Genomic DNA, 19,805 nt, shown 5'->3' on the forward strand with positions numbered 1-19,805 from the left:
GCCGAGGAAAGAGCGGCTCTCGTGAAAATCCACGACAATGGCCCCGGCCTTACGCCTGAAACCCGAAAGAAACTGTTTAGCCCCTTTTATACGACGAAGCCGGACGGAATGGGCATGGGCTTGTCAATATGTCGTTCGATTTTGACCGCGCACGGCGGGAGCATCAGTGCAAGTTCCGAACCGGGAGCAGGCACCACGTTCGAATTCACCATTCCTTTGAAACAAGGGACCGGGTAATGGACGAACACAGCTCGCCACTTGTCTTTGTCGTTGACGATGATGCACATCTGAGAGAAGCGTTGGCCAATCTTTTCAGGTCGGTTGGCATGAGTGTAGAGCTGTTCGGCTCCACCTCCGAACTCCTCTACCGTCCTGCCAAAATTTCTGCCGGAAGCTGCCTTGTTCTCGATATTCGGCTTCCTGGAGTCAGCGGGCTCGACTTCCAGGATAAGCTGGCTAACCTTGGCAACAATATTCCCATCATCTTCATGACGGGCCACGGTGATGTTCCGATGTCGGTACGGGCGATGAAGGCTGGCGCCATTGATTTTCTCACCAAGCCGTTCCGCGACCAGGACATGCTCGATGCGGTCTCGAATGCGCTCGTTCTTGACAGGGCTCGTCGGACGAGCGATGGCGAACTGTCCGCGCTGGTGAAGCGATATGAAAGCCTGACGGCTCGAGAGCGTGAGGTAATTGCCTTGGTGACAAGCGGCCTGATGAACAAGCAGATCGGATGGGAGCTTGGCCTGAGTGAGATAACTGTCAAAATCCATCGCGGCCACCTGATGGAGAAAATGGCTGTGCGAACCCTTGCTGAACTCGTCAAGGCCTATGAGGCGCTTAGGCCTGTCTTGAACAAGTGATGTCTGCTTAGACGATTGCCGCGGCACGGCAGCGAATGTTGGGAGCAGCATAAGGCCCGGCGGTCAGGCGAAGCCGACCTGAAACGAACATTTCAACGGTCCTGCTTCAAGCCGCGCAGCTGTCAAATTGCACGTGCAGCCGCTCGTATTGGGATGGGTAATTGATACGAACCCATTCCGTGGCGCCGCGCAGATATGCGATTTCGACCGCACTGCCGAGATCAAGTTTCAGATCGTGGATTTTGTGCTCAAGGTCCTTCATCCGGCTCGCAGTCGCCAGGGCCTTTCTGTCTTTTGGGCTATTTGTCATTGTCATTCCATCTGTTGGCCACTCAGCGGCGGGTTGACGAGGTGGCGGACGCGCGGGCTTGAATTAACCAAGCCCGTTCCAGACCTGATCCTCCCAAATATTGTTCTCCCATTCCGGGAAGACCTTACGAGTATCGCTTCGATAGTACTTGCTGCCGTGTCCAGACGTCTTGTCCATGTGCCGCGTTCGATCAGAGGCGAACGAGCCAGAGGTCCCATGACCGGGCACGAAACCTGCGGAAATCGCCGTGGAGATGACAACGGCAGCTATTGTATGGGTCAGAAGGTTTTTCATAGCCACTATGTTACATTGGCTTTTGGAGAATGAAATTATGCTTCGGATGTACATGATTATACATTGGTATAATTGTTCCATGACTAGTATTGGACGCCTCCAATGATGTGTGGGAAGTTGGACGGTAAAGCTGCGGGCTATGAGACAAAAGACCGTCCGGAGGGGCTCGGACGGTCTTTTGCGGGCCATTGGATGGCCGCAACTTCAACGGGCGGAAAACGTCGAAGTTATGGTAGCCGGGGGAACTACCAGCCCCGTCGGGGTTTGTGACAGGCGCAATTAAAAGACTACCTTTAGCCTGCCCGAGGCGTAAGTATACGTTGGTATATTCTGCTTAAACGAAAGATCGAATAGACCTCCAGTGACGGGAAGACGTAGCGCGTTTTCGCCATGGAGCAGCTCGTCGCCAACAGCGTATGTACCGGTAAGAAAACCTTTGAACGGCCCGGTGCATTCGCTCCACATTCCACTGGTCGCCACATCCATTCGATGTTCGAGACTACCGCAACGGCCATCGTCACTGCTCCTAGTGGCCAATTGCGTGCCGCACGTCGAGTAGTGCTATCTTGCAAAGGTTTGCATCACCAGCCCTGTCAGCCGCGCGCGCACGTGCGAGTGCAGCCAAAGCTCGTTCGCCTTTCGCTCCTTCACCGGCTTGTTCCTCCGCACGTGCGATTGACTCAGGTGTAGGCTCGTGATGGAGACCGGCAGATTGGCTCTCAGGGAGCGTAGGTCCAGCACCGGCCGTCGCTTCCAGTACAGCGTCGACCTGCATCTGAACGGCTTCGATCTTTTCAGTGCAGGGACCTGCGTAAGCGGCGGCAGCAAACCCCAACGCGAACGTTGCCTGGACGCCAAAAAAGATTGCAAAGATGCGAGTCCATCCTCGGGATATGGGTTTCGCCCCATATGAAATGCGTTGTGCATCAGGGGCACACACCACAACAGCATTCTGTACTTTTATGAGACCGATCAAAATCTTGATCCTCCGGCTAAGTTGACTAGAGAAAAGCGCTGACAGAATCGGATATGGTGCAAAGTAGCGCGCCCGCGCTGGATGCTCCATCATACCAACGTACGGGTGAATAATGCGGTCGTTTGATTGAGTTATACGTTCGATTAATATTGATTTGTTAGTCATGCCGGAAGGGCGGTTTGGTGCTCGTTTTCGAGAATAAATCAATAGCGTTCGGCCTGGACATGCCAACCACCCGCGAGGAAATGTTTGCTTAGCGCTAATAGCGGTCAGTTATTGGTGAACTCTGCTCACCGCAATGGCGGTTTTCTGAGAAAGCTGTTGCGATCGGCTGACTTCACGCGCAACCATGCCTCACGGCCGTTGCGCAGGACTCTCATGGGAATCTCTACGCCCGCGGGGCCGCTGGTCCACACCTTCCGGTAAAAATCACCGAGCCCATCAACCTCCTCACCTCGGATCTCCGAGATAACGTCGCCCTGACGCAGGCCCGCCTGAGCCGCCGGTCCCCCTGGCGCGACACTCATAACCACGACCTTGCCGCTGCTCTCGGCGGAGAACGCCCCGAGCCAGGGCCGCGGCGGTTTGTTGACTCGGCCGCGCTTGAGTAGATCATCCAGGATCGGCGGCAACAAATTGATCGGTACGATCATATTGATGTCTGCAGGCTCTCCATTATTGCTCATTTGTAAGTGAAGCGAGCCGATGCCCAGGAGTTTGCCGTCTGCGTCGAGCAGTGCAGCCCCTCCCCAGGAAGGATGAGCCGGCGCAATGAAGATCGCCTCATCCAGTACGTACTCCCAATAGCCGGCAAACTCCTGTTTGGCGACGATGTTCGCTCGGACGAACTGACCGATCCCGTCCGCAAGCACAACGGGATCTCCGACCTGGGCTCGGGCTGCGTCACCGAAGTCCACCGCAGGCACGCCGAGGGGCCCAATCGCCTGCACGAGGCCAAATCCCGTTTCTTGATCATAGGCCAGCGCATGACCGGGAATAACTTGCCCGTCATGGCGCGTCAGCCAAACCTCCTCGGCTTCTGTAATCAGATAGCCGATCGTGAGCACCAGCCCGCCCTCCCGAATGACCACGCCGCTGCCCTCTCTCAAGGTACCCAGCGTAGCCGCTGTAAACGCGTCATCGGGAATTGAGGAGCGTACAGTTATAATTGATTGCAAAGCCGTATCGATAGTCATGATTTCAATCCTGGCAAGGGCCCGGCAAAGGCCGCGATTCATGGCGTCGTGCGAACCACCTTGATCGGGATGGGCGCGTTTCGCCGCGACCTTGATACAGGTATGCGGCACCACTTCGCCCATTATTCAGCTGCATTCGGTTTTTTCACAGCCCCTGCGGTTGGCAGCATCACTGGTTTGAGCATGAACGCTGCCAGCAATCCAGTGATGGCAAAGCCTGCCGAGGTCAAGAAAAGCGGTGTGAATGCTGCGGCATAACTATCGGCAACTGCTTGTCGCGCCGCCTCTGGCAACGCACCCAGCATTTTCGGCGTCAACTGCTCAATATTACTGACCCCGGGAATGGTGACGCCGACACGGGATAGGTTTGCTGCAACGATAGCGCCATAGATGGAAATGGCGATAGACGCTCCGCCCATGCGCGAAAGTGTCACCGCCCCTGTCGCTGCCCCGACGTCCCGGCTGTCTGCTGCGTTCTGCACGCCGATCACCGGAACCTGTTGTCCAAGACCGATGCCGATGCCGTGCATGGCCATCAGGATGCCTATGAGAAACACGGGCGTTCCTGCCTGGACCAGCGTGAACAACATGAAGGCGAGAAAGCTCAAAGAAAGACTGGCTATGGATTGTGGTTTGTACCGACCTGTCGTCGAGATCAGCCGCCCTCCCAGGAGAGATCCACAAACGATGCCTCCGGTCAAAAGGATGAAAAACACACCCGCCTGCGAGGGCGACAGACCCGTTGTAGTCTGTAGGAAAAGCGCGAAATAATTGACCATGCCGATAGCAATCGCCCCGCTGGTGATCGAGATCACGAGCAGCAGCGAGAATGTCGGATTCCGGAAAAGTGTCGGCGGGACGATGGGCTCCACTGCTCGGCGTTCAACGAACACCCAACTCGTGGCGCACACGATGCCGAATGCAAGAATGCCAACACTCTGGACCGATATTATCGAACCGAACAGCTCTGAGCTGTCGGCAACGAGCACGATGCTGCTCGTGGTCAGAGCCAACAATATTGCGCCTGCATAGTCGATCTTTGGCTTACGTTCGGGCTTGCGATAGGGAAGCATCGTGAACAGGCCGGTCAGGACGATGATCCCAACCGGGATGTTAACCAGAAAAATCGATCGCCAGCCGAAAAGATCGCTCATCGTGCCGCCGAGTACCGGACCGATTGCTCCAGAAGCCATGAGGACAAGGCTTGAATAACTCTGATATCGCGCCCGTTCTCGCGGTTCGAAAAGATCGGCGTTGATGGAGAAGATCGATACCATGATACCGCCGCCGCCGAGCCCTTGCAGAACCCGTGCAGCGATCAGCGTGTTCATCGACACGGCGAGACCGCACACAGCTGATCCGATGGTGAATATCGCAATGGCGGTCATCATCACATATTTGCGCCCGAAAAGATCGCCGAGTTTGCCGTAGATCGGCATGACAGCACTCGAAGCAAGCAGATATGAGGATCCGATCCAGCCGAAGCGTTCCAGATGGCCGAACTCGCCGACAATTGTGGGCAAGGCAGTCGAGACGATCTGGTTGTCGAGCGTCGCCATGAACATGGCCGAACTCAGGAAAAAGAAGATGATAAGCCGCAGACGGTGGTCCGTCACGAGCGGCGCGGGCGGTGCATGCATGTCCATTGAGCAGGGTATCCGAACTAGATTACAGAGATAAGTGTGCTATTAGCATATAATTGTCAACAGCACTGTAATGCTATTTGCATATTTGGATGCCTTGAAGTATCAGTGTGTTCAAAAATGTGACAGGTGCCATGACGACACATAAACGTGAAGCCGACAATCAGAGCTACCATGAAGACATCGTGCATATCGGTCAGGTAATGACGCGGATGCGCCTGTTGGTAGGTAGACGCCTGATTGGCCGCCTTGCAGTTCAAAACGTTGCGCCTGGCCTGGAACTCTCGCACCTCGACGTCCTTGACGCCGTGAGACGAGCGGAAACAGCAGGCGAAGTGACCGTTGGTGCGATCGCCGAAATTTTGCGCATCGATCCCTCCCGGGCTAGCCGTATCGTTGCGGAAATGGTCACCCGGGGCGTCCTGCGCCGCAAAGCCTCCCAAGCGGACGCGCGGCGCATCGTGGTCGTTATAACAGCGCTAGGCCGGAAATTGGTCGCGGAAATAAAGGCCCAGAAACTCGCGGTCGTGCAGAGGGTCGTCCAAGACTGGCCCGCCGCGGATGTAGAAGCGTTCGCTACGTTTTTTGACAGATTCATCAGCGGATACGAGCAGACGTTCCTGCCTCGCAAGGATTAAACCACCTCCGCCGCAGTGACCTTAATTCCTTCACGATATGTTGAAGGCCTGGCGCAGTTTTTTCTGCCTGAGGCAAGCTGTCGCCTTTAATTCGCCTAGCACCCTTGCTATATGCATGGCTGTTATAAGCATCCTTATGAGTTTGCACATCCCATCATGGACAATGCACCAACACTGAGCTTTCTCCTGCATGAGGTCGCGCGCCTGTTGCGCAAGCGTTTCGAACAGCGTGCAAAGGATCTGGGCCTTACGCGGTCGCAATGGCAGACACTGGCCTATCTCTCCAAAAACGAGGGAATCCACCAGGCGGGTCTGGCCGAGCTTTTGGAGGTCGAGCCGATCACTTTGGTTCGTATCCTCGACAAGCTTGAGGAGCGCGGCCTCATAGAGCGCCACAAGCATCCCACCGACCGGCGCGTCCGGCTGCTGTTCTCCCGCCAAGAGGCGCGGCCACTCCTCGATGGTATTCGTCGTGTTGCGGATCTCACCCGCTCTGAAGCACTTGCCGATGTCCCGGATGCAGATCGCGAACATCTCATTCGAACACTGACCCTTATGAAGACAAATTTGATCGACGCATGCCAAACGCCGGTCGAGGACAGAGAGAAAAATCATGGCTGACGGTTCACCTTCCCTGCGGATACCTGCCAATTCGGACAATTCCGCTCGCAATGACCCGGTAATGGAAAAGCCCGATACGACCATCGAAACGGTGCCTGCCGTACCTGTGGCCAAGGAAACTACGCCCCCTGCGGCTCCCGCACCGGCGCGCGCGCGGCGCAGCTTGAAGCGTCCGCTGCTTTTTGTGCTTTTGCCGGTTCTTTTGATCGTTGGCGGCTATTTCTATGCGACTGGCGGTCAGGTCATGTCGACCGACAACGCCTATATCCAAGCCGACATGGTCGGTGTTTCCACCGACGTGTCCGGTATCGTGCAGTCGGTGGATGTCCGCGACAATCAGCAGGTCAAGCAGGGCGATGTGCTGTTCCGTCTCGATGCCTCTCCCTTTGCCATCGCACTTGCCGGCGCGAAGGCGCAGCTTGGCGTAGTCCGCAATCAAGTTCTCAATCTTGAAGCGAGTTACAAGCAATCGCTGGCGGAGATAACCCAGGCTGAAGCCGATATTCCTTTTTTCGAAAAGTCGTTGCAGCGCCAGCAGGACCTGAATGCAAGCTCCTTCGCGTCCCGCGCGACCTATGATCAGGCCAAGCACGATCTAGACGCGGCCCAGCAAAAGGTAGATGTTGCCAAGGCAGAAGCGGCGGCAACGCTGGCGCAGCTTGGCGGCAACGCAGATCAACCCGTTGAACAAAACCCTTCTTATCTGCAGCAGCAATCGGCTGTCGACAATGCCCAGCGCAATCTCGACCACACGGTTGTCCGTGCCCCGTTTGACGGCGTCGTCACCAATGTGAGCTCTCTGCAAACAGGCGCCTATCTTCAAGCGTCGCAGGCTGGTTTCAGTCTCGTCTCGACAACGCATATGTGGATCGCTGCGAGCCCGAAAGAGACCGAGCTCACCTACGTGCGCCCTGGCCAGACAGTTGCCATCAGCGTCGACACCTATCCGGACGTGACGTGGAAAGGCACGGTCTCCAGCATCAGCCCAGCTTCCGGCTCCAGCTTTTCGCTGCTGCCTGCCCAGAACACCACAGGCAACTGGGTGAAGGTCGTTCAGCGCATTCCCATGCTCGTCAGCATAGATGACATGGCGGGCAAGCCGCCGCTGCGGGTGGGCATGAGTGTCACCGTAGGTGTCGATACAGGCCATGCCCGCGGCCTCCCATCTTTCATGACAGACGTGGTCGGTCTTTTCGGCAGCAAGGATCATGTCTAATACCATCGCAATTCCCGGCGCCGCGCCCGTTGTCGCCAACCGCGGCGCGATAACCGCTTGCGTCATCCTTGCGGTGATCATGCAGGCGCTCGACACGACGATCGCCAATGTGGCGCTGCCCTATATTCAGGGCAGTGTCTCGGCGAGCGCTGATCAGATCAACTGGGTCCTCACCTCCTACATCGTCGCCGCGGCCATCATGACGCCGCCGTCGGGCTTTCTCGCCGCCCGCTTCGGTCGCAAGAATGTCCTTCTGACCGCCATTGTCGGCTTCGTGGCCGCGTCGGTCCTGTGCGGTCTCGCCCAGTCCTTGCCGCAAATCGTCGTCTTCCGGCTGATGCAAGGCCTCTTCGGCGCATCGCTTGTGCCGTTGTCGCAGGGTATTCTGCTCGACATCTATTCGGTGGAAGATCGCGGCAGGGCCATGGCGCTTTTCGGCGTATCGGTGATGGTCGGCCCAGTGCTCGGACCGGTCATCGGCGGCTGGCTCACCGACCATATCAGCTGGCGCTGGGTATTCTATATCAATGTGCCCATCGGCATGCTGGCGTTCTTCGGTATTGTCGCCTTCGTTTCCGAAACAACGAAAGAGGTGAGCGCAAAGCTCGACTGGTTCGGTTTCGGAACCCTGAGCCTTGCCATCGCAACGCTGCAGCTCTTCCTCGACCGCGGCGAACAGCTCGACTGGTTCTCTTCCGCTGAAATCCAGATTGAAGCGTTGATCTGCGCCTGCGCCTTCTATCTCTTTCTTGTACACACGTTCACCGCTAAGAAATCCTTCGTTAATCCACGGCTCTTCCTAGACCGCAACTTTTCGGTCAGCATGTTCTTTATCTTCGTCATAGGCGTCACCTATCTTGCGTCGCTCGCCTTGATGACGCCGTATCTGCAGACGCTGATGGGCTATCCCGTCGTCACCGCCGGTATCGTTATGGGGCCGCGCGGCGTCGGTACAATGGTCTGCATGTTTATAGTCGGCAGACTGATCGGCAAGGTCGATACGCGCCTTTTGCTGTTCCTCGGCTTCAGCCTGACCGCATGGGCAATGTACGACATGACCGGTTGGACGCCCGACGTGTCGCAGTGGACTATCGTCTGTGTGGGCTTCATCCAGGGCGCCGGTCTCGGCTTCCTTTTCGTGCCGCTTACGACAATCGCCTTTGCCACCCTCCCCGCGTCGATGCGCGGCGAAGGCACCGGCCTCTACAATCTGTCGCGCAATATCGGTTCGAGCGTCGGCATCGCTGTTGTCACCGCGCTCATCACCGAGAATGTGCAAAGCAATCATTCGTCGATCGCCGCCTATGTCACGCCGTTCAACCACGCATTCAACGCCCCTGCTGTGATGCAGAATCTCGATCCCATGAAGGCCGCGGGCCGCGCCGCGTTGGACGGGATGATCACGACGCAGGCGACGATCATCGCCTACATGGACGATTTCAAGCTCTTGATGATCATGTCGCTGGTCTCGATCCCACTGGTCATGCTGCTGCGCAAGCCTGCATCAAACGCCGCCCCAGCGGATCATGCGGCCGTGATGGAATAAGGCGTGAGCCGGGATATAAGCGTCCCCCTCGCCTCGCCAGAAAGTCATCACGAGACCTTCACTTTACTTCCTTGAGGTCTCCGAGCAGCGTTGGAATCAGCTCAGATACTGTAGGGTGTATAGGAACAGCCCATTTCAATTGCGGATAGGTTGCATCCACATTCATGATATCGATAATGCCGTGGATCGCCTCGTCGCCGCCAGTCCCCAGTATGGCTGCACCGAGTATCTTTTGTGTCTCTGCGTCTACCACGACTTTCATGAAGCCTTTTGTCTCGTCCTTTTCCACGGCGCGACCGACACGGGTCATCGGCCGTTTGGAAATCAGCAATGGTCGGCCCGTCTTGCGAGCCTGCGCCTCTGTCAGGCCTACCCGGCCGAGCGGCGGATCGATATAGAGCGCATAGCCGAGGATACGATCGCTCTCTTTGCGGTTCTCTCCGTCAAGGAGATTTGCCGCAACGATCTCGAAATCATTGTAAGCCGTGTGAGTGAAGGCACCGCGCCCGTTGCAATCGCCAATTGCCCAGATGCCAGGTACGTTTGTCTCAAGCTGATCATCAACTTTGATGTATCCACGCTCATCAAGTTCTATACCTGCCTTGCCGGCACCAAGATCGTCGGTATTGGGCCGCCGACCGATTGCCAGCAACACATGTGAGCCGACAACCGTTGGTGAACCGGCTGTGCAATCGACACCGACCTCCGCACCCTCGGCGTGAGGTCTAAACGATATGCATTCCGCATTAAGGCGAATTACAATTCCCTCGCCCTCGAGAATTTCCTTGATCGCTTCGGATACATCCTCGTCCTCGCGCGCAACTAGCCTTGGGCCCTTCTCGACAATGGTCACGTCCGCACCAAACCGGCGGTACATTTGCGCAAATTCGAGGCCTATATAGCTGCCGCCGATGACAACCAGGTGCTTCGGCACTGTATCGAGCCCCAGCATGGACGTGTTGGTCAGGATGTCGATGTCGTCAACGCCGGGCATATCCGGCACATTGGCACGGCCACCAACATTGAGGAAAATCCTGGGGGCGGTGAATGCGGCGCCATGGATATCGATTTCATGCGGTCCGGTGAAACGGGCGTGGCCCTGAATAACCGTGCAGCCATCCATGCTACGCAAGAATTTCTCGACCCCCGTGCGGGCATTGAAGGACACAGTGTCGGCGCGCTGCTTGACCCGCTTCATGTTGATTTGGACAGACCCACCCGTCTCGATGCCAAAATCAGCACCACGTCGGGCAAGATGTGCTGCATAGGCACTCGCGACCAGCGTCTTCGTCGGCATACAACCTGTGTTGACGCACGTACCTCCGAATAGCTTGCGTTCGACCATGAGCACTTTCATGCCGGCGTTTGTGAGACGACCCGCCAGAGATGGTCCGGCCTGCCCTGCACCGATAATGATCGCGTCGAAAGCTTTGGTCATAGCTGTAGCATAGATCAGGGCGGATGCTGCGTCACCCCGGCTCTTTCAAGGTTGGATGCGAGAATTGGGTAATTATTTGGAATGCCGGGTGAACGCCGGGTTCAGTCGCCGTTCAGATCGACAGCGATATCCTCAGGAAAGTCCAATGGGGTATTTGTCATGCTTGTTCAGCGTCTTGGCATCATTTTCGTGATTTTCGTCGCCTTCGCACTGTCCTTCGGCAGTTTCGTCAACCATGCGAAATCGAAACGCGTGGGGCACTACCAAAACAACCTCCTGCAGGTCAGAAACTAGATCGCAACGAGATCAGCGGGTTTTCTTCCAGTCTTTTTCCGCCTCGTCGAGTCGATCCAGCAGGTCCTGAAGCAATTTGGGGATGTTCCTATCGGCTTCCGATGGGCGAGCTGTTTTGGCCACATGGCGGAAGTCCGATCGAACGACCTGTTCTCGCAGTACATCCGCTGCGCGAGGGCGGGAACCTGGATGTTTTGCAGCCATCACCATTCCAATCACTCCTGTGCACCGCCAACAATCTGACCGCACATCTTCCGGACTTAACTTCCGTCCGGCGCATTTGTTTCAAATTCTATGGCTCTATAGTCAACAAATCCTGAATCGCACGACGAGCCTGACGTCCATTAAAATTTACTGCCGGGGAACCTGAACCGGATCGCAGCGTTCTTCTCAAAACCTTAGAGGATATGCCTATGTTGATCCGTATCGGTTACGAGATAGCCATTCGCTGTAACGAACCCACGCCTATGACGACCTATCTCAACCTGGAATCGGGGCGTATACCGGACATCCAATGCGAGCGTGGTCCGATCTCTACTCCGGACACAAAGCTTGAAACGTTTCGTGATCTTTTCGGAAACAGCTGCATCCGCCTCCTGGCTCCTGCGGGCAACCTCTCATTGAAGTATGATGCGGTCGTCAAGGATGACGGGCTCCCCGACTCCGTCGACGAGGACGCGATCGAGGTGAGCGTCGACCAACTTCCGATCGAATGTCTCGCTTATCTGTCGGCCAGCCGCTATTGCGAAACCGATGAATTGAGCAACCTTGCATGGAGTCTCTTCGGCCACGTCAAACCCGGCTGGTCGCGAGTCCAGGCGATAACGGATTATGTCAACCAGCGACTGACCTTCAGCTACGGTTTTGCCAGATCGACTCGCACTGCAGCGCAAGCACATGAGGAGCGCGTTGGCGTTTGCCGGGATTTCGCGCATCTGGCCGTTGCTTTCTGCCGCTGCATGAATATTCCCGCGCGCTATGTGAACGGCTATTTGGGCGATATCGGTGTGCCGGCTGATCCGGCGCCAATGGATTTCAACGCCTGGTTCGAGGTCTATCTCGGCGGCAAATGGCACACATTCGACGCCCGTCACAATCAGCGTCGCATCGGGCGGATTGTCGTTGCGCGTGGCCGGGATGCTGCCGATATTCCATTGATCCACACATTCGGACCGCATGAATTGACAAATTTCAAGGTCTGGACCTTCGAGGAACACGATCCATCTTTTGCCAGTCAACGCTTCGAGAAAATATCGCTGGTAACCCCCTGGTTCAGCCAGCGCTGGTCGCGCTTGTCGCGGGCAGTCAGGGAAAGATCGGAAACAGAGCCGACTATCTAGAGCAAATTTCCCGCTTGCCATATTTGAGCGTCAGTGAAAGCCTGTTGCGCTGCGGTAAGCCCTTTCAACTGCCGGTAAATTCTTTTCGATTTGCAACGCCACAATTGCGAAGCTATTTTCTCCTCCTTGTCGGGGTTCGTTTCGTCTAGGGGAAAGGAATAGTCCTATGCCTTTCGATAATCCTTCAAAACCGATCTACTCCCAGGATGACTGGAACGTCATGCAAACCGCCTACAACAAGGCAGCTGCGATGCTTGTGGTGAAATCAAGCTCGGAGGAAGACGCGAAAGTCATCGCAGAGACCGTGATGACCGCCTTCAATCGCGGCAATCGGGATGTCAATTCGCTGGCAGCTCTGGCGGTCATCACCGCGATTAACTCGCATCCGGGCGTCCATGGCGGCGGGGTCGATCAACAGAAGCGCTATGCGTAGGACAGATCGCTCTACAACCAGGCATGAGCATATACTACGACTTTGACTTTCATCGATGATTCCGGCACATCAGTTTGCAGTGGAGATTGCAGACGGGGGTCGGAAAATGAAATTCGTGATGGCTGCCATATTATTGTTCAGCAGCTTTGTTTTGGCCGGGTGCGGCTCCTACGCAACGTGGACTCCACGCCAGCCCGAACCAACCCAGATCAATCCGCCTGAGTGCCAGCAAGGCATCGGTATTTGTCCAGGACGATATGGACGCGCAGGTCAAATGCGGCGGCACACCTAAGAGACGTCTTACCCGGCAAAACTTTGTCGGAATAGTGCGTTCAGATCGTCGATGACGTTCCGCGCAGCGTGGCGCTGCAAAAGCCCCGCATTGAGCCTACCTGAAGCTGCTTCTTGAAAGTCCATGTAACCTTTATGGCGTGGGCGCACCCAGGCAGCTTCAAGCGTCTTGCGCGTTGCCGCGTAGAAGCTTGTCGTCGCCTTATTGACAGTTTCGTCTTCCCAAGCGTCGGTATGAGCCGGTTGACCACCCTCTGACGCATATGGCCCTCGTTGCACCTCGCCTCCGGCAATCCAGTACGCGAAATCGATAGCCGCGGCGCGATTTGCTGAAAAAGCCGAAACACCGATGCCCGTGCCGCCCAGCGCCGAGCCGGCAGGACCATCATCTCCCGCGGCGGGAATATCAGCAAAGGCGACGAGATTGGGCCTGAAACCATCGATGGAATAATTGACGTAGCCGTAGATCAATGGCGAACAGGCAATGTGCGAACCGGCCTCGCCCATCCTCTCCAGTGCCGCAATGGGGTCCATTTCGAAGCACGCGGGATCAATCAGCGCCACAATTTCACGCATCATTTCGAAAGTACGTATTCCGCTTTCAAGATCAATCAGTTGCCCGGTGACTGCACACGGTGAACCAAGATTGCCGCTCAACGTATAAAACGTCATCAGCGAGTGGGGAGGACGCAGCGGCAACAGGACCCTGCCCGCCTTGGCCAGACCCATTACCTCGTCCCAGCTTGCTGGCGAATCTTCGAGCAGGTCGGGCCGCCACGCACAAACCTGCGTCGCGGTATCGATTGGAAACGCCCATTGCCTTCCCTGCCAATGATAACTCGGGTAGGACTGCCCTACGCTTCCGGCGGAAAGCGCTTGTTGCTCTGCTTCACGTCCCGTCACATCGAGCGGTGCGAGACAATTTTCAGCTGTGATCTGGCCGACATGCGGATGATCGATGACGATCAGATCATATTTCCGCGCCAACTCCTCGACAGGAAAGGACTCAAAATCCTGCAGCGAACGTTTTTCCCATTCAATCTCGACTCCGGTCTGTTCTTTCCAGAGTTTTGAACACGCCACCATCGGGTCATAGCCGCGAGGATGGCTCCATGTCATGCCTTTGAGCTTGATCGCGCTCATAGGCCAAACTCTTTGCGGATTGCCTCGCTGTGTTCGCCGATGCGCGGAGCGGCCCGATCAAACTTCGCACGCTGGCCGTTAACCCGTATGGGCGAGCGTGTGGTGAGGATCGAAACATCGTCGTCGCGCTCCACGGTCTGCAACATGTCGAGAACTTTGAAGCCTTCGCTCTCCAGAAGCTCTTCCCAGTTCAGCACCTTGGCACACCAGATGTCCGCCGGTTCGAGAATGGCGAGCCAATGGTCGGTGGTCTCGGTTTCGAGCCGGGCAGCGATAATGCGTTTGATCTCGTCGCGCGCCGTGAACCATGTTGCCGGGCTGTCGCGGTAGGGCGCCAGATCATCGAGCGAGAGAAGGTCTGCCAATTTGGGTAGCGGGGTCATTGCGAGCGCCAGATAGCTGTCCTTCGTGTGGTAGACGCCGTAGGGTGCGGAAAGATAGGCATGGGCACTGCGGAAATCCGAACGTTTTGGCAGGCGCCGGCCATCGTTCAAATGTGTGGTCAAAACTTCGAACTGGAAGTCGATGAGCGATTCCATCAAGCTTGTCTCGATGTGGCTGCCCTTGCCAGTGATGCCGCGCCTGACAAGACAGGCGAGAATGCCCTGCACGATTGCCGCGCCCGCCAGCATATCGCCCACCGCCAGTCCAAACGGCACTGGCCCTTGGCTCTCATCGCCGTTCAGCCACATCAGTCCGGAACGGGACTGCGCCAAAAGATCCTGACCCGGGCGAGAAACCCATGGGCCTTCATCGCCATAGCCGGAAATGCTGGCATAGACGAGACGCGGGTTGATTGTCTTCACCGCCTCGTAGTCGAGGCCAAGACGCTGGATGACACCAGGACGGAAATTCTGGATCAGCACATCGGCGTTGGCGAGCAATGATTTCAGGGCCGCAAGATCGGCCTCGTTTTTCAGGTCAATCGCGAGGCTTTCCTTGGCGCGGTTGATCGCATGGAAAATGGTCGAGTCGCCACCAATTTCCGTATCGCTCAAATAAAGCCGGCGGGAGAGGTCACCTCCATCAGGCCTCTCTACCTTGATGACACGAGCGCCAAGATCCATCAAGCGCAGTGAAGCATAAGGCCCGGACAGGAACTGGCTCATATCGACGACAAGCAGGCCCGCCAACGGCAATTCATTATCGGCAGTCATTATTTCTCAGTCTTTCCAACGAAATCGGCAGGATTTTGGTACTTTACGGTCTGCAAATGCTCGCAATACAGAACGAGTTCACCCTCGTTCTTGTACACTTCATAGCTCGCTCGGATCAGGCCCAACTCCTCGTAGCGCGGGCGCTTATCCAGATTGGTACGGATCGTGTAGATCGTGTCATTGAGAAAGACTGGCTTGATGAAACGCAACTTGTCATAACCATAGGAAAAGGCGTTGACGCAGTTGGTTGCCACGAGTCCTAGGCCCGCAGAAAACACGAAAGCACCGGCAACAAGCCGTTTGCCGAAGATGCCCTCGCTCTCGGCAAACATCTGGTCCTGCACATAGGGGTGAATGTCGGTAACCAGCATGTTGAATAGGTGGCTATCGCTCTCAGCTATTGTCCGGCGTAGTGATCGTATCTTCTGCCCCACCGGCCAATCCTCGTAAAACCAGTTCTCGGCGTTCCACACGGGCAGCGCGGCATGGTCTTCCGGCATGTTTTTCGGATGAGTGGAGGAGACGCCGATGCCGGGTGCAAAATCGGTCATGGCCGCAAGGCCCCAGCCAGCAGATGTTGCCTCTGCAATCTCACGCGCCATTCTCCGATATCTTCTCTTGTGAATAATCTTTTCACATATGGGTACAGATGACAAGTGCAGGAAGCGTTAAATTCTAACTGTGAATGACACCCTCGCCCAATAGCCGCTCGCGATCGTGGGGACCTTCGAAGTCAATTTGGGGCCCGATGGGTACAATGCCGGTCGGATTGACGTGTGCGATGGAGTAGTAACCCGCCTTGATATGGTGGATCCTCACGGTGCTGCGCACATCCTGCCACTGGTAGAGCTCGCGCAAATAGTTGGAAAGATTGTGATAATCCTTCAGACAGCGGAGATTGCATTTGAACGCGCCATGATAGGCAGCGTCGAAGCGCACCAGCGTCACGAACAGGCGCCAGTCCGCTTCGGTTAAATGGTGACCAGCGATATATCGATGATCGGCTAAATGCGCCTCAACCTTGTCCAGCGCCTTGAAGACATCCGTCGCAGCTTCTTCGTAGGACGATTGAGTCTTGGCAAAACCGGCGCGGTAAACGCCATTGTTGATATTCTCGTAGATAAGCTCGTTCCATTTATCGATTTCGGGACGCAACTGCTCTGGATAGAAATCCTGGCGATCGCTGGTCAAGCCGTTGAAGGCGGTATTCAAAATTCGAATGATATCAGCGGACTCGTTGTTGACGATCCGTCCCTCTGTGCGATCCCAAAGCACCGGTACTGAAACTTTGCCCGTATAGTTAGGCTCGCTGGCGGTATAGAGCTGATGCAGATAACGGATCGGCGGCGCCTTAGGCCCTGCGTCTTGCTCCTTGGCGAAAGTCCAGCCATTTTCGCCGATGGCAGGTTCGGCGACGGAAATACGGATTATGTCGCGCAAGCCTTTGAGGTTACGGAAAATCAGAGTCCGGGACGCCCATGGGCAAAGATACGAGACGAAGAGCTGATAGCGATGGGGTTCGGCCGGGAATGTCGGTTTCCCTTGAGGGTCCGGGGCACCATCGGCTGTAATCCAGCCGTGGAAGTGCGTCGCCTCGCGGTGGAATGCTCCGTCCTTCATTTCGCTGGCGGCTACTTCGCCCTCGACCCATTTTCCGTTGACCAAAGCTGGCATTTGATTTGTTCCTGACATTCGAATTGTTGGTCAGGATCGCATTTCGCCGCCCGGTTGCAAACCGCGCAAGCTTTGACAGACTGTATTTGCACCCGCGACAGTTGGTTCACCTGATCGCGGCGATCAAATCCTTATCGGGAAAGCAGGTAGGCGCCAGGCCCTGTTTTGCCTGCCAATCACCAATTGAGCGACGAGTCTTGAAACCGGGAAAGCCATCCGCGCCACCCGCATCATAGCCTTTCTTTTCCAAAATTCGCTGTAGACCCGCGATATCCGAACGATAAAGTCCACCAACATCGCCCCAACCGGCAGAAAAGCCCGTTGCGCCGTGCGAGATACGATCTCCGACATGGCTGATAAACAGCGCATAGAGATCACTCATGTTGTATTCCTTGATCACATAAAAGTTCCTGGTGACGATGAATGCAGGGCCGTGCCGTCCCGCAGGCATCAGCAGAAAGCCTTCACGTTTGGTCTCGCTGGAAGGAAATGGCTTGCCGTTGACGCGGGTAATGCCGAGTTTTTCCCACGCCGCAAAAGGCTTGCCTTGGTCAGGACCTTCCAGCGCACAGCTGACATTAGCCGGAACATTGACCTCGTAACCCCAGTCACGGCCCTTCTGCCAGCCATATTGCGCAAGGTAGTGCGCGATCGAACCAAGCGTGTCGGGTACAGAATTCCAGATGTCACGTTTGCCATCCCCGTCAAAGTCTACGGCGTGTTCGAGATATGAACTCGGCATGAACTGCGGCTGGCCCAAGGCGCCCGCCCAGGAACTTTTCATGCTGCCGGCGCCGATATATCCTCTTTGAACGATCTCCAGTGCGGCGATAAGCTCTTCGCGGAACATATCCTTGCGCGTAGCCATGAAAGCCTTGGTGCCGAGCACGGTAAACGCGTTGTTGGGAATTTTGACGCTGCCGTAGCCGCTTTCGCGCCCCCAGATCGCAAGGACGATCTCACCCGGCACACCATATTTCGCCTCGACTGCCTTCAAGATGCGCGAATATTGGCCGGCCCGCGCGGTCCCGCCTGACGTAACCGCATTGATCGTCTTGTCATTGAAATACTTGCCGGGTGAACCGAATTCGGATTGAGTCTGCTTCTTCGGTGTTTGTGGTTTTTCACCCGGCATTACGAGGTCGGGAAGTTCAAAATTCAAAGAGACACCCGAGAAAGCCTGATCGAAAACCGTCTTGGAAATGCCTTTTGACTTGGCTTCTGGCCAGAGATCATTAGCCAACCAGGTTTCAAATTGGGATTCGACCTCGACCTTCGATACGGCAAACGCTGAAGAACTCAGAAGCACTCCAATCAATACGATGGCATATTTCACCAGGCCTGTGATCAAAACGTTCTCCCTACAGCGATGTTCGAGCCCGCAGCGCGGCGGTCAATGTTCCTTCGTCGAGATAGTCGAGCTCGCCGCCAACAGGGACGCCATGGGCGAGCCGAGTGACGCGAATATCAAGCCCTGAGAGCTGGTCCGTAATATAATGTGCTGTTGTCTGGCCCTCGACGGTGGCGTTGACCGCAAGGATTACCTCCTTGATCTCGCCTTCCGCCACCCGTCCGACCAGCGATGCGATATTGAGATCGTCCGGCCCGATGCCATCCAGGGGCGACAGACGCCCGCCAAGCACGTGATAGCGCACGTTCATAGACCCGGCACGCTCCAGTGCCCAAAGATCGGAAACATCTTCTACGACGATCAATGTCGCTCGCTCCCGCCGAGGATCGGTGCAGATCATGCATGGATCAGATGTATCGACGTTGCCGCAAATCGAGCAGATGCGCACCTTTTCAGCGGCATCCTGCATGGCAGAGCCAAGCGGTATCAGCAGTGCTTCTTTCTTCTTGATGAGATGCAGTGCGGCCCGGCGCGCCGAACGTGGCCCGAGGCCCGGCACTTTGGCCAGGAGCTGGATCAGACGCTCAATTTCGGGACCGGCGATTCGTTTCGACATAGCGTGGGTGTAGAGCAATTTAGCACTTTAGGGAATCAGGACGCGCAACAACTGTAGCGAATACGCTGCTGAAAAGCACAACCCTGCATGCGTTGCTGCCAACCTTCAGTATGTCCATGATCGGGATAGGGTGCACTTGCGCCAATGGTTCGAAGGTGAAGCAACAGCATCGTGCCAGCCGGTGCATCGGGAGGATAGGCCACCCGACTGCGGCAACAGGCCTTGCCATCGAACTTGGAGGTAAACTATGCGGAGATTTCCGTTTAGTGTTGCCCTCATTATGAAAAGAACCCGGAGCAGCTGGTCACTGACAATCCGGGTTCAATTCATATAAGGGAGGGGGGGACGGGCGACAGCTCGTTCCCCACTCCAAAGGCAATATAGTCGATACACGTGTCTTTTCCAATAAACTTGTGGTTGCCGCCAGAGTGGCTAAAACGGCAGCTTGAATCCGGGCGGGATTGGCAATCCGGCGGTAAGGGCCTGCGTTTTCTCGGCCATAATCGCCTCGACCTTCGTCTTGGCTTCGTTGTGCGCCGCGATGATCAGGTCCTCGATAACCTCGATATCGTCTTCCTTGAATAGCGACGGATCAATGGTGAGAGCGGTCAGCGCGCCCTTGCCGGAGAGCTTTACTGTAACGAGGCCGCCCCCCGCTTGGCCTTCCGCTTCAAGAGCAGAAATCTCTTCCTGCATGGCCGCCATCTTGGCCTGCATTTCCTTGGCCTGTTTCATCATGCCCATAATGTCACGCATGGAAAA

Annotated in this window: 22 protein-coding genes; 9 read left to right on the forward strand and 13 right to left on the reverse strand. The window is 56.0% G+C overall.

What is annotated here, in order from left to right; all coding sequences use genetic code 11:
• Positions 1-237 (forward strand): sensor histidine kinase (locus FHS21_RS02940; RefSeq protein ID WP_246410789.1); only part of this gene is annotated, 237 nt, incomplete at its 5' end.
• Positions 237-866: a response regulator transcription factor gene (locus FHS21_RS02945; RefSeq protein ID WP_112526377.1), complete on the forward strand. Its 630-nt coding sequence runs from the start codon at positions 237-239 to the stop codon at positions 864-866. The genes FHS21_RS02940 and FHS21_RS02945, both read left to right, overlap by 1 nt.
• Positions 867-972: 106 nt before the next feature.
• Here the strand turns inward: FHS21_RS02945 and FHS21_RS02950 are convergent, their stop codons facing one another.
• The 4 genes from FHS21_RS02950 to FHS21_RS02965 form a co-directional block, all read right to left on the reverse strand.
• A complete protein-coding gene (locus FHS21_RS02950; RefSeq protein ID WP_158482207.1) occupies positions 973-1,176 on the reverse strand; it encodes a hypothetical protein in 204 nt (67 codons plus the stop codon).
• Positions 1,177-1,239: 63 nt separating this feature from the next.
• Positions 1,240-1,470 (reverse strand): hypothetical protein, encoded by a 231-nt coding sequence (locus tag FHS21_RS02955; RefSeq protein ID WP_158482208.1) that lies wholly within the window; start codon positions 1,468-1,470, stop codon positions 1,240-1,242.
• A gap of 1,266 nt (positions 1,471-2,736) precedes the next feature.
• Entirely contained in the window at positions 2,737-3,642 is a 906-nt protein-coding gene (locus FHS21_RS02960) for a S1C family serine protease (protein ID WP_112526800.1), read from the reverse strand.
• 122 nt (positions 3,643-3,764) lie between these two features.
• Positions 3,765-5,288 carry an MDR family MFS transporter gene (locus tag FHS21_RS02965; protein WP_112526383.1) on the reverse strand — a complete coding sequence of 508 codons (1,524 nt, stop codon included), beginning with the start codon at positions 5,286-5,288 and terminating at the stop codon, positions 3,765-3,767.
• A gap of 131 nt (positions 5,289-5,419) precedes the next feature.
• Between FHS21_RS02965 and FHS21_RS02970 the strand changes: the two genes are divergently transcribed.
• The 4 genes from FHS21_RS02970 to FHS21_RS02985 all read left to right on the forward strand — a co-directional run bounded on the left by FHS21_RS02970 (position 5,420) and on the right by FHS21_RS02985 (position 9,306).
• On the forward strand, positions 5,420-5,923 hold the full coding sequence (locus FHS21_RS02970; protein WP_112526802.1) for a MarR family winged helix-turn-helix transcriptional regulator: 504 nt from the start codon (positions 5,420-5,422) through the stop codon (positions 5,921-5,923).
• Positions 5,924-6,079: 156 nt separating this feature from the next.
• On the forward strand, positions 6,080-6,544 hold the full coding sequence (locus FHS21_RS02975) for a MarR family winged helix-turn-helix transcriptional regulator (RefSeq protein WP_112526804.1): 465 nt from the start codon (positions 6,080-6,082) through the stop codon (positions 6,542-6,544).
• Complete coding sequence (locus tag FHS21_RS02980) at positions 6,537-7,760, forward strand: HlyD family secretion protein (RefSeq protein ID WP_112526385.1); 1,224 nt, start codon at positions 6,537-6,539, stop codon at positions 7,758-7,760. The genes FHS21_RS02975 and FHS21_RS02980 overlap by 8 nt, the downstream gene beginning before the upstream one ends.
• Entirely contained in the window at positions 7,753-9,306 is a 1,554-nt protein-coding gene (locus FHS21_RS02985) for a DHA2 family efflux MFS transporter permease subunit (protein WP_112526387.1), read from the forward strand. The genes FHS21_RS02980 and FHS21_RS02985 overlap by 8 nt, the downstream gene beginning before the upstream one ends.
• Before the next feature lie 58 nt (positions 9,307-9,364).
• Here FHS21_RS02985 and FHS21_RS02990 read toward each other — a convergent pair whose 3' ends face one another.
• Complete coding sequence (locus tag FHS21_RS02990; protein WP_112526389.1) at positions 9,365-10,744, reverse strand: FAD-containing oxidoreductase; 1,380 nt, start codon at positions 10,742-10,744, stop codon at positions 9,365-9,367.
• A 159-nt stretch (positions 10,745-10,903) separates the two neighbouring features.
• On the opposite strand from FHS21_RS02990, the gene FHS21_RS31125 reads away from it, so the two are divergent.
• Positions 10,904-11,038 (forward strand): hypothetical protein, encoded by a 135-nt coding sequence (locus tag FHS21_RS31125; RefSeq protein WP_281385851.1) that lies wholly within the window; start codon positions 10,904-10,906, stop codon positions 11,036-11,038.
• Positions 11,039-11,050: 12 nt separating this feature from the next.
• Here FHS21_RS31125 and FHS21_RS02995 read toward each other — a convergent pair whose 3' ends face one another.
• Complete coding sequence (locus FHS21_RS02995) at positions 11,051-11,248, reverse strand: hypothetical protein (RefSeq protein ID WP_112526391.1); 198 nt, start codon at positions 11,246-11,248, stop codon at positions 11,051-11,053.
• A 203-nt stretch (positions 11,249-11,451) separates the two neighbouring features.
• Here FHS21_RS02995 and FHS21_RS03000 point away from each other — a divergent pair, with 203 nt between their 5' ends.
• Together FHS21_RS03000 and FHS21_RS03005 are read left to right on the forward strand one after the other, a co-directional pair.
• Positions 11,452-12,378, forward strand: coding sequence for a transglutaminase-like domain-containing protein (locus tag FHS21_RS03000; protein ID WP_183660959.1), 927 nt, complete (start codon positions 11,452-11,454; stop codon positions 12,376-12,378).
• A gap of 166 nt (positions 12,379-12,544) precedes the next feature.
• Positions 12,545-12,811 (forward strand): hypothetical protein, encoded by a 267-nt coding sequence (locus FHS21_RS03005; protein ID WP_112526395.1) that lies wholly within the window; start codon positions 12,545-12,547, stop codon positions 12,809-12,811.
• A 300-nt stretch (positions 12,812-13,111) separates the two neighbouring features.
• On the opposite strand, the gene FHS21_RS03010 is transcribed toward FHS21_RS03005, so the two are convergent.
• The 7 genes from FHS21_RS03010 to FHS21_RS03040 form a co-directional block, all read right to left on the reverse strand.
• Positions 13,112-14,245: an extracellular solute-binding protein gene (locus FHS21_RS03010; RefSeq protein ID WP_183660961.1), complete on the reverse strand. Its 1,134-nt coding sequence runs from the start codon at positions 14,243-14,245 to the stop codon at positions 13,112-13,114.
• Complete coding sequence (locus FHS21_RS03015) at positions 14,242-15,402, reverse strand: CaiB/BaiF CoA transferase family protein (protein WP_183660963.1); 1,161 nt, start codon at positions 15,400-15,402, stop codon at positions 14,242-14,244. Before FHS21_RS03015 ends, FHS21_RS03010 begins: the two co-directional genes overlap by 4 nt.
• Positions 15,402-15,953, reverse strand: coding sequence for a MaoC family dehydratase (locus FHS21_RS03020; protein ID WP_112526806.1), 552 nt, complete (start codon positions 15,951-15,953; stop codon positions 15,402-15,404). Before FHS21_RS03020 ends, FHS21_RS03015 begins: the two co-directional genes overlap by 1 nt.
• 124 nt (positions 15,954-16,077) lie before the next feature.
• On the reverse strand, positions 16,078-17,076 hold the full coding sequence (locus FHS21_RS03025) for a glutathione S-transferase family protein (protein WP_183660965.1): 999 nt from the start codon (positions 17,074-17,076) through the stop codon (positions 16,078-16,080).
• Between the two features lie 106 nt (positions 17,077-17,182).
• Positions 17,183-18,427, reverse strand: a complete 1,245-nt coding sequence (locus tag FHS21_RS03030) for a lytic murein transglycosylase (protein ID WP_183660967.1) — start codon at positions 18,425-18,427, stop codon at positions 17,183-17,185.
• Positions 18,428-18,437: 10 nt separating this feature from the next.
• Positions 18,438-19,043, reverse strand: a complete 606-nt coding sequence (recR, locus tag FHS21_RS03035; protein WP_112526405.1) for a recombination mediator RecR — start codon at positions 19,041-19,043, stop codon at positions 18,438-18,440.
• A 432-nt stretch (positions 19,044-19,475) separates the two neighbouring features.
• Positions 19,476-19,799, reverse strand: a complete 324-nt coding sequence (locus tag FHS21_RS03040; RefSeq protein ID WP_112526406.1) for a YbaB/EbfC family nucleoid-associated protein — start codon at positions 19,797-19,799, stop codon at positions 19,476-19,478.
• Between the last annotated feature and the right edge of the window lie 6 nt (positions 19,800-19,805).

The organism is Phyllobacterium trifolii (assembly GCF_014192095.1).
GTDB lineage: Bacteria > Pseudomonadota > Alphaproteobacteria > Rhizobiales > Rhizobiaceae > Phyllobacterium > Phyllobacterium trifolii.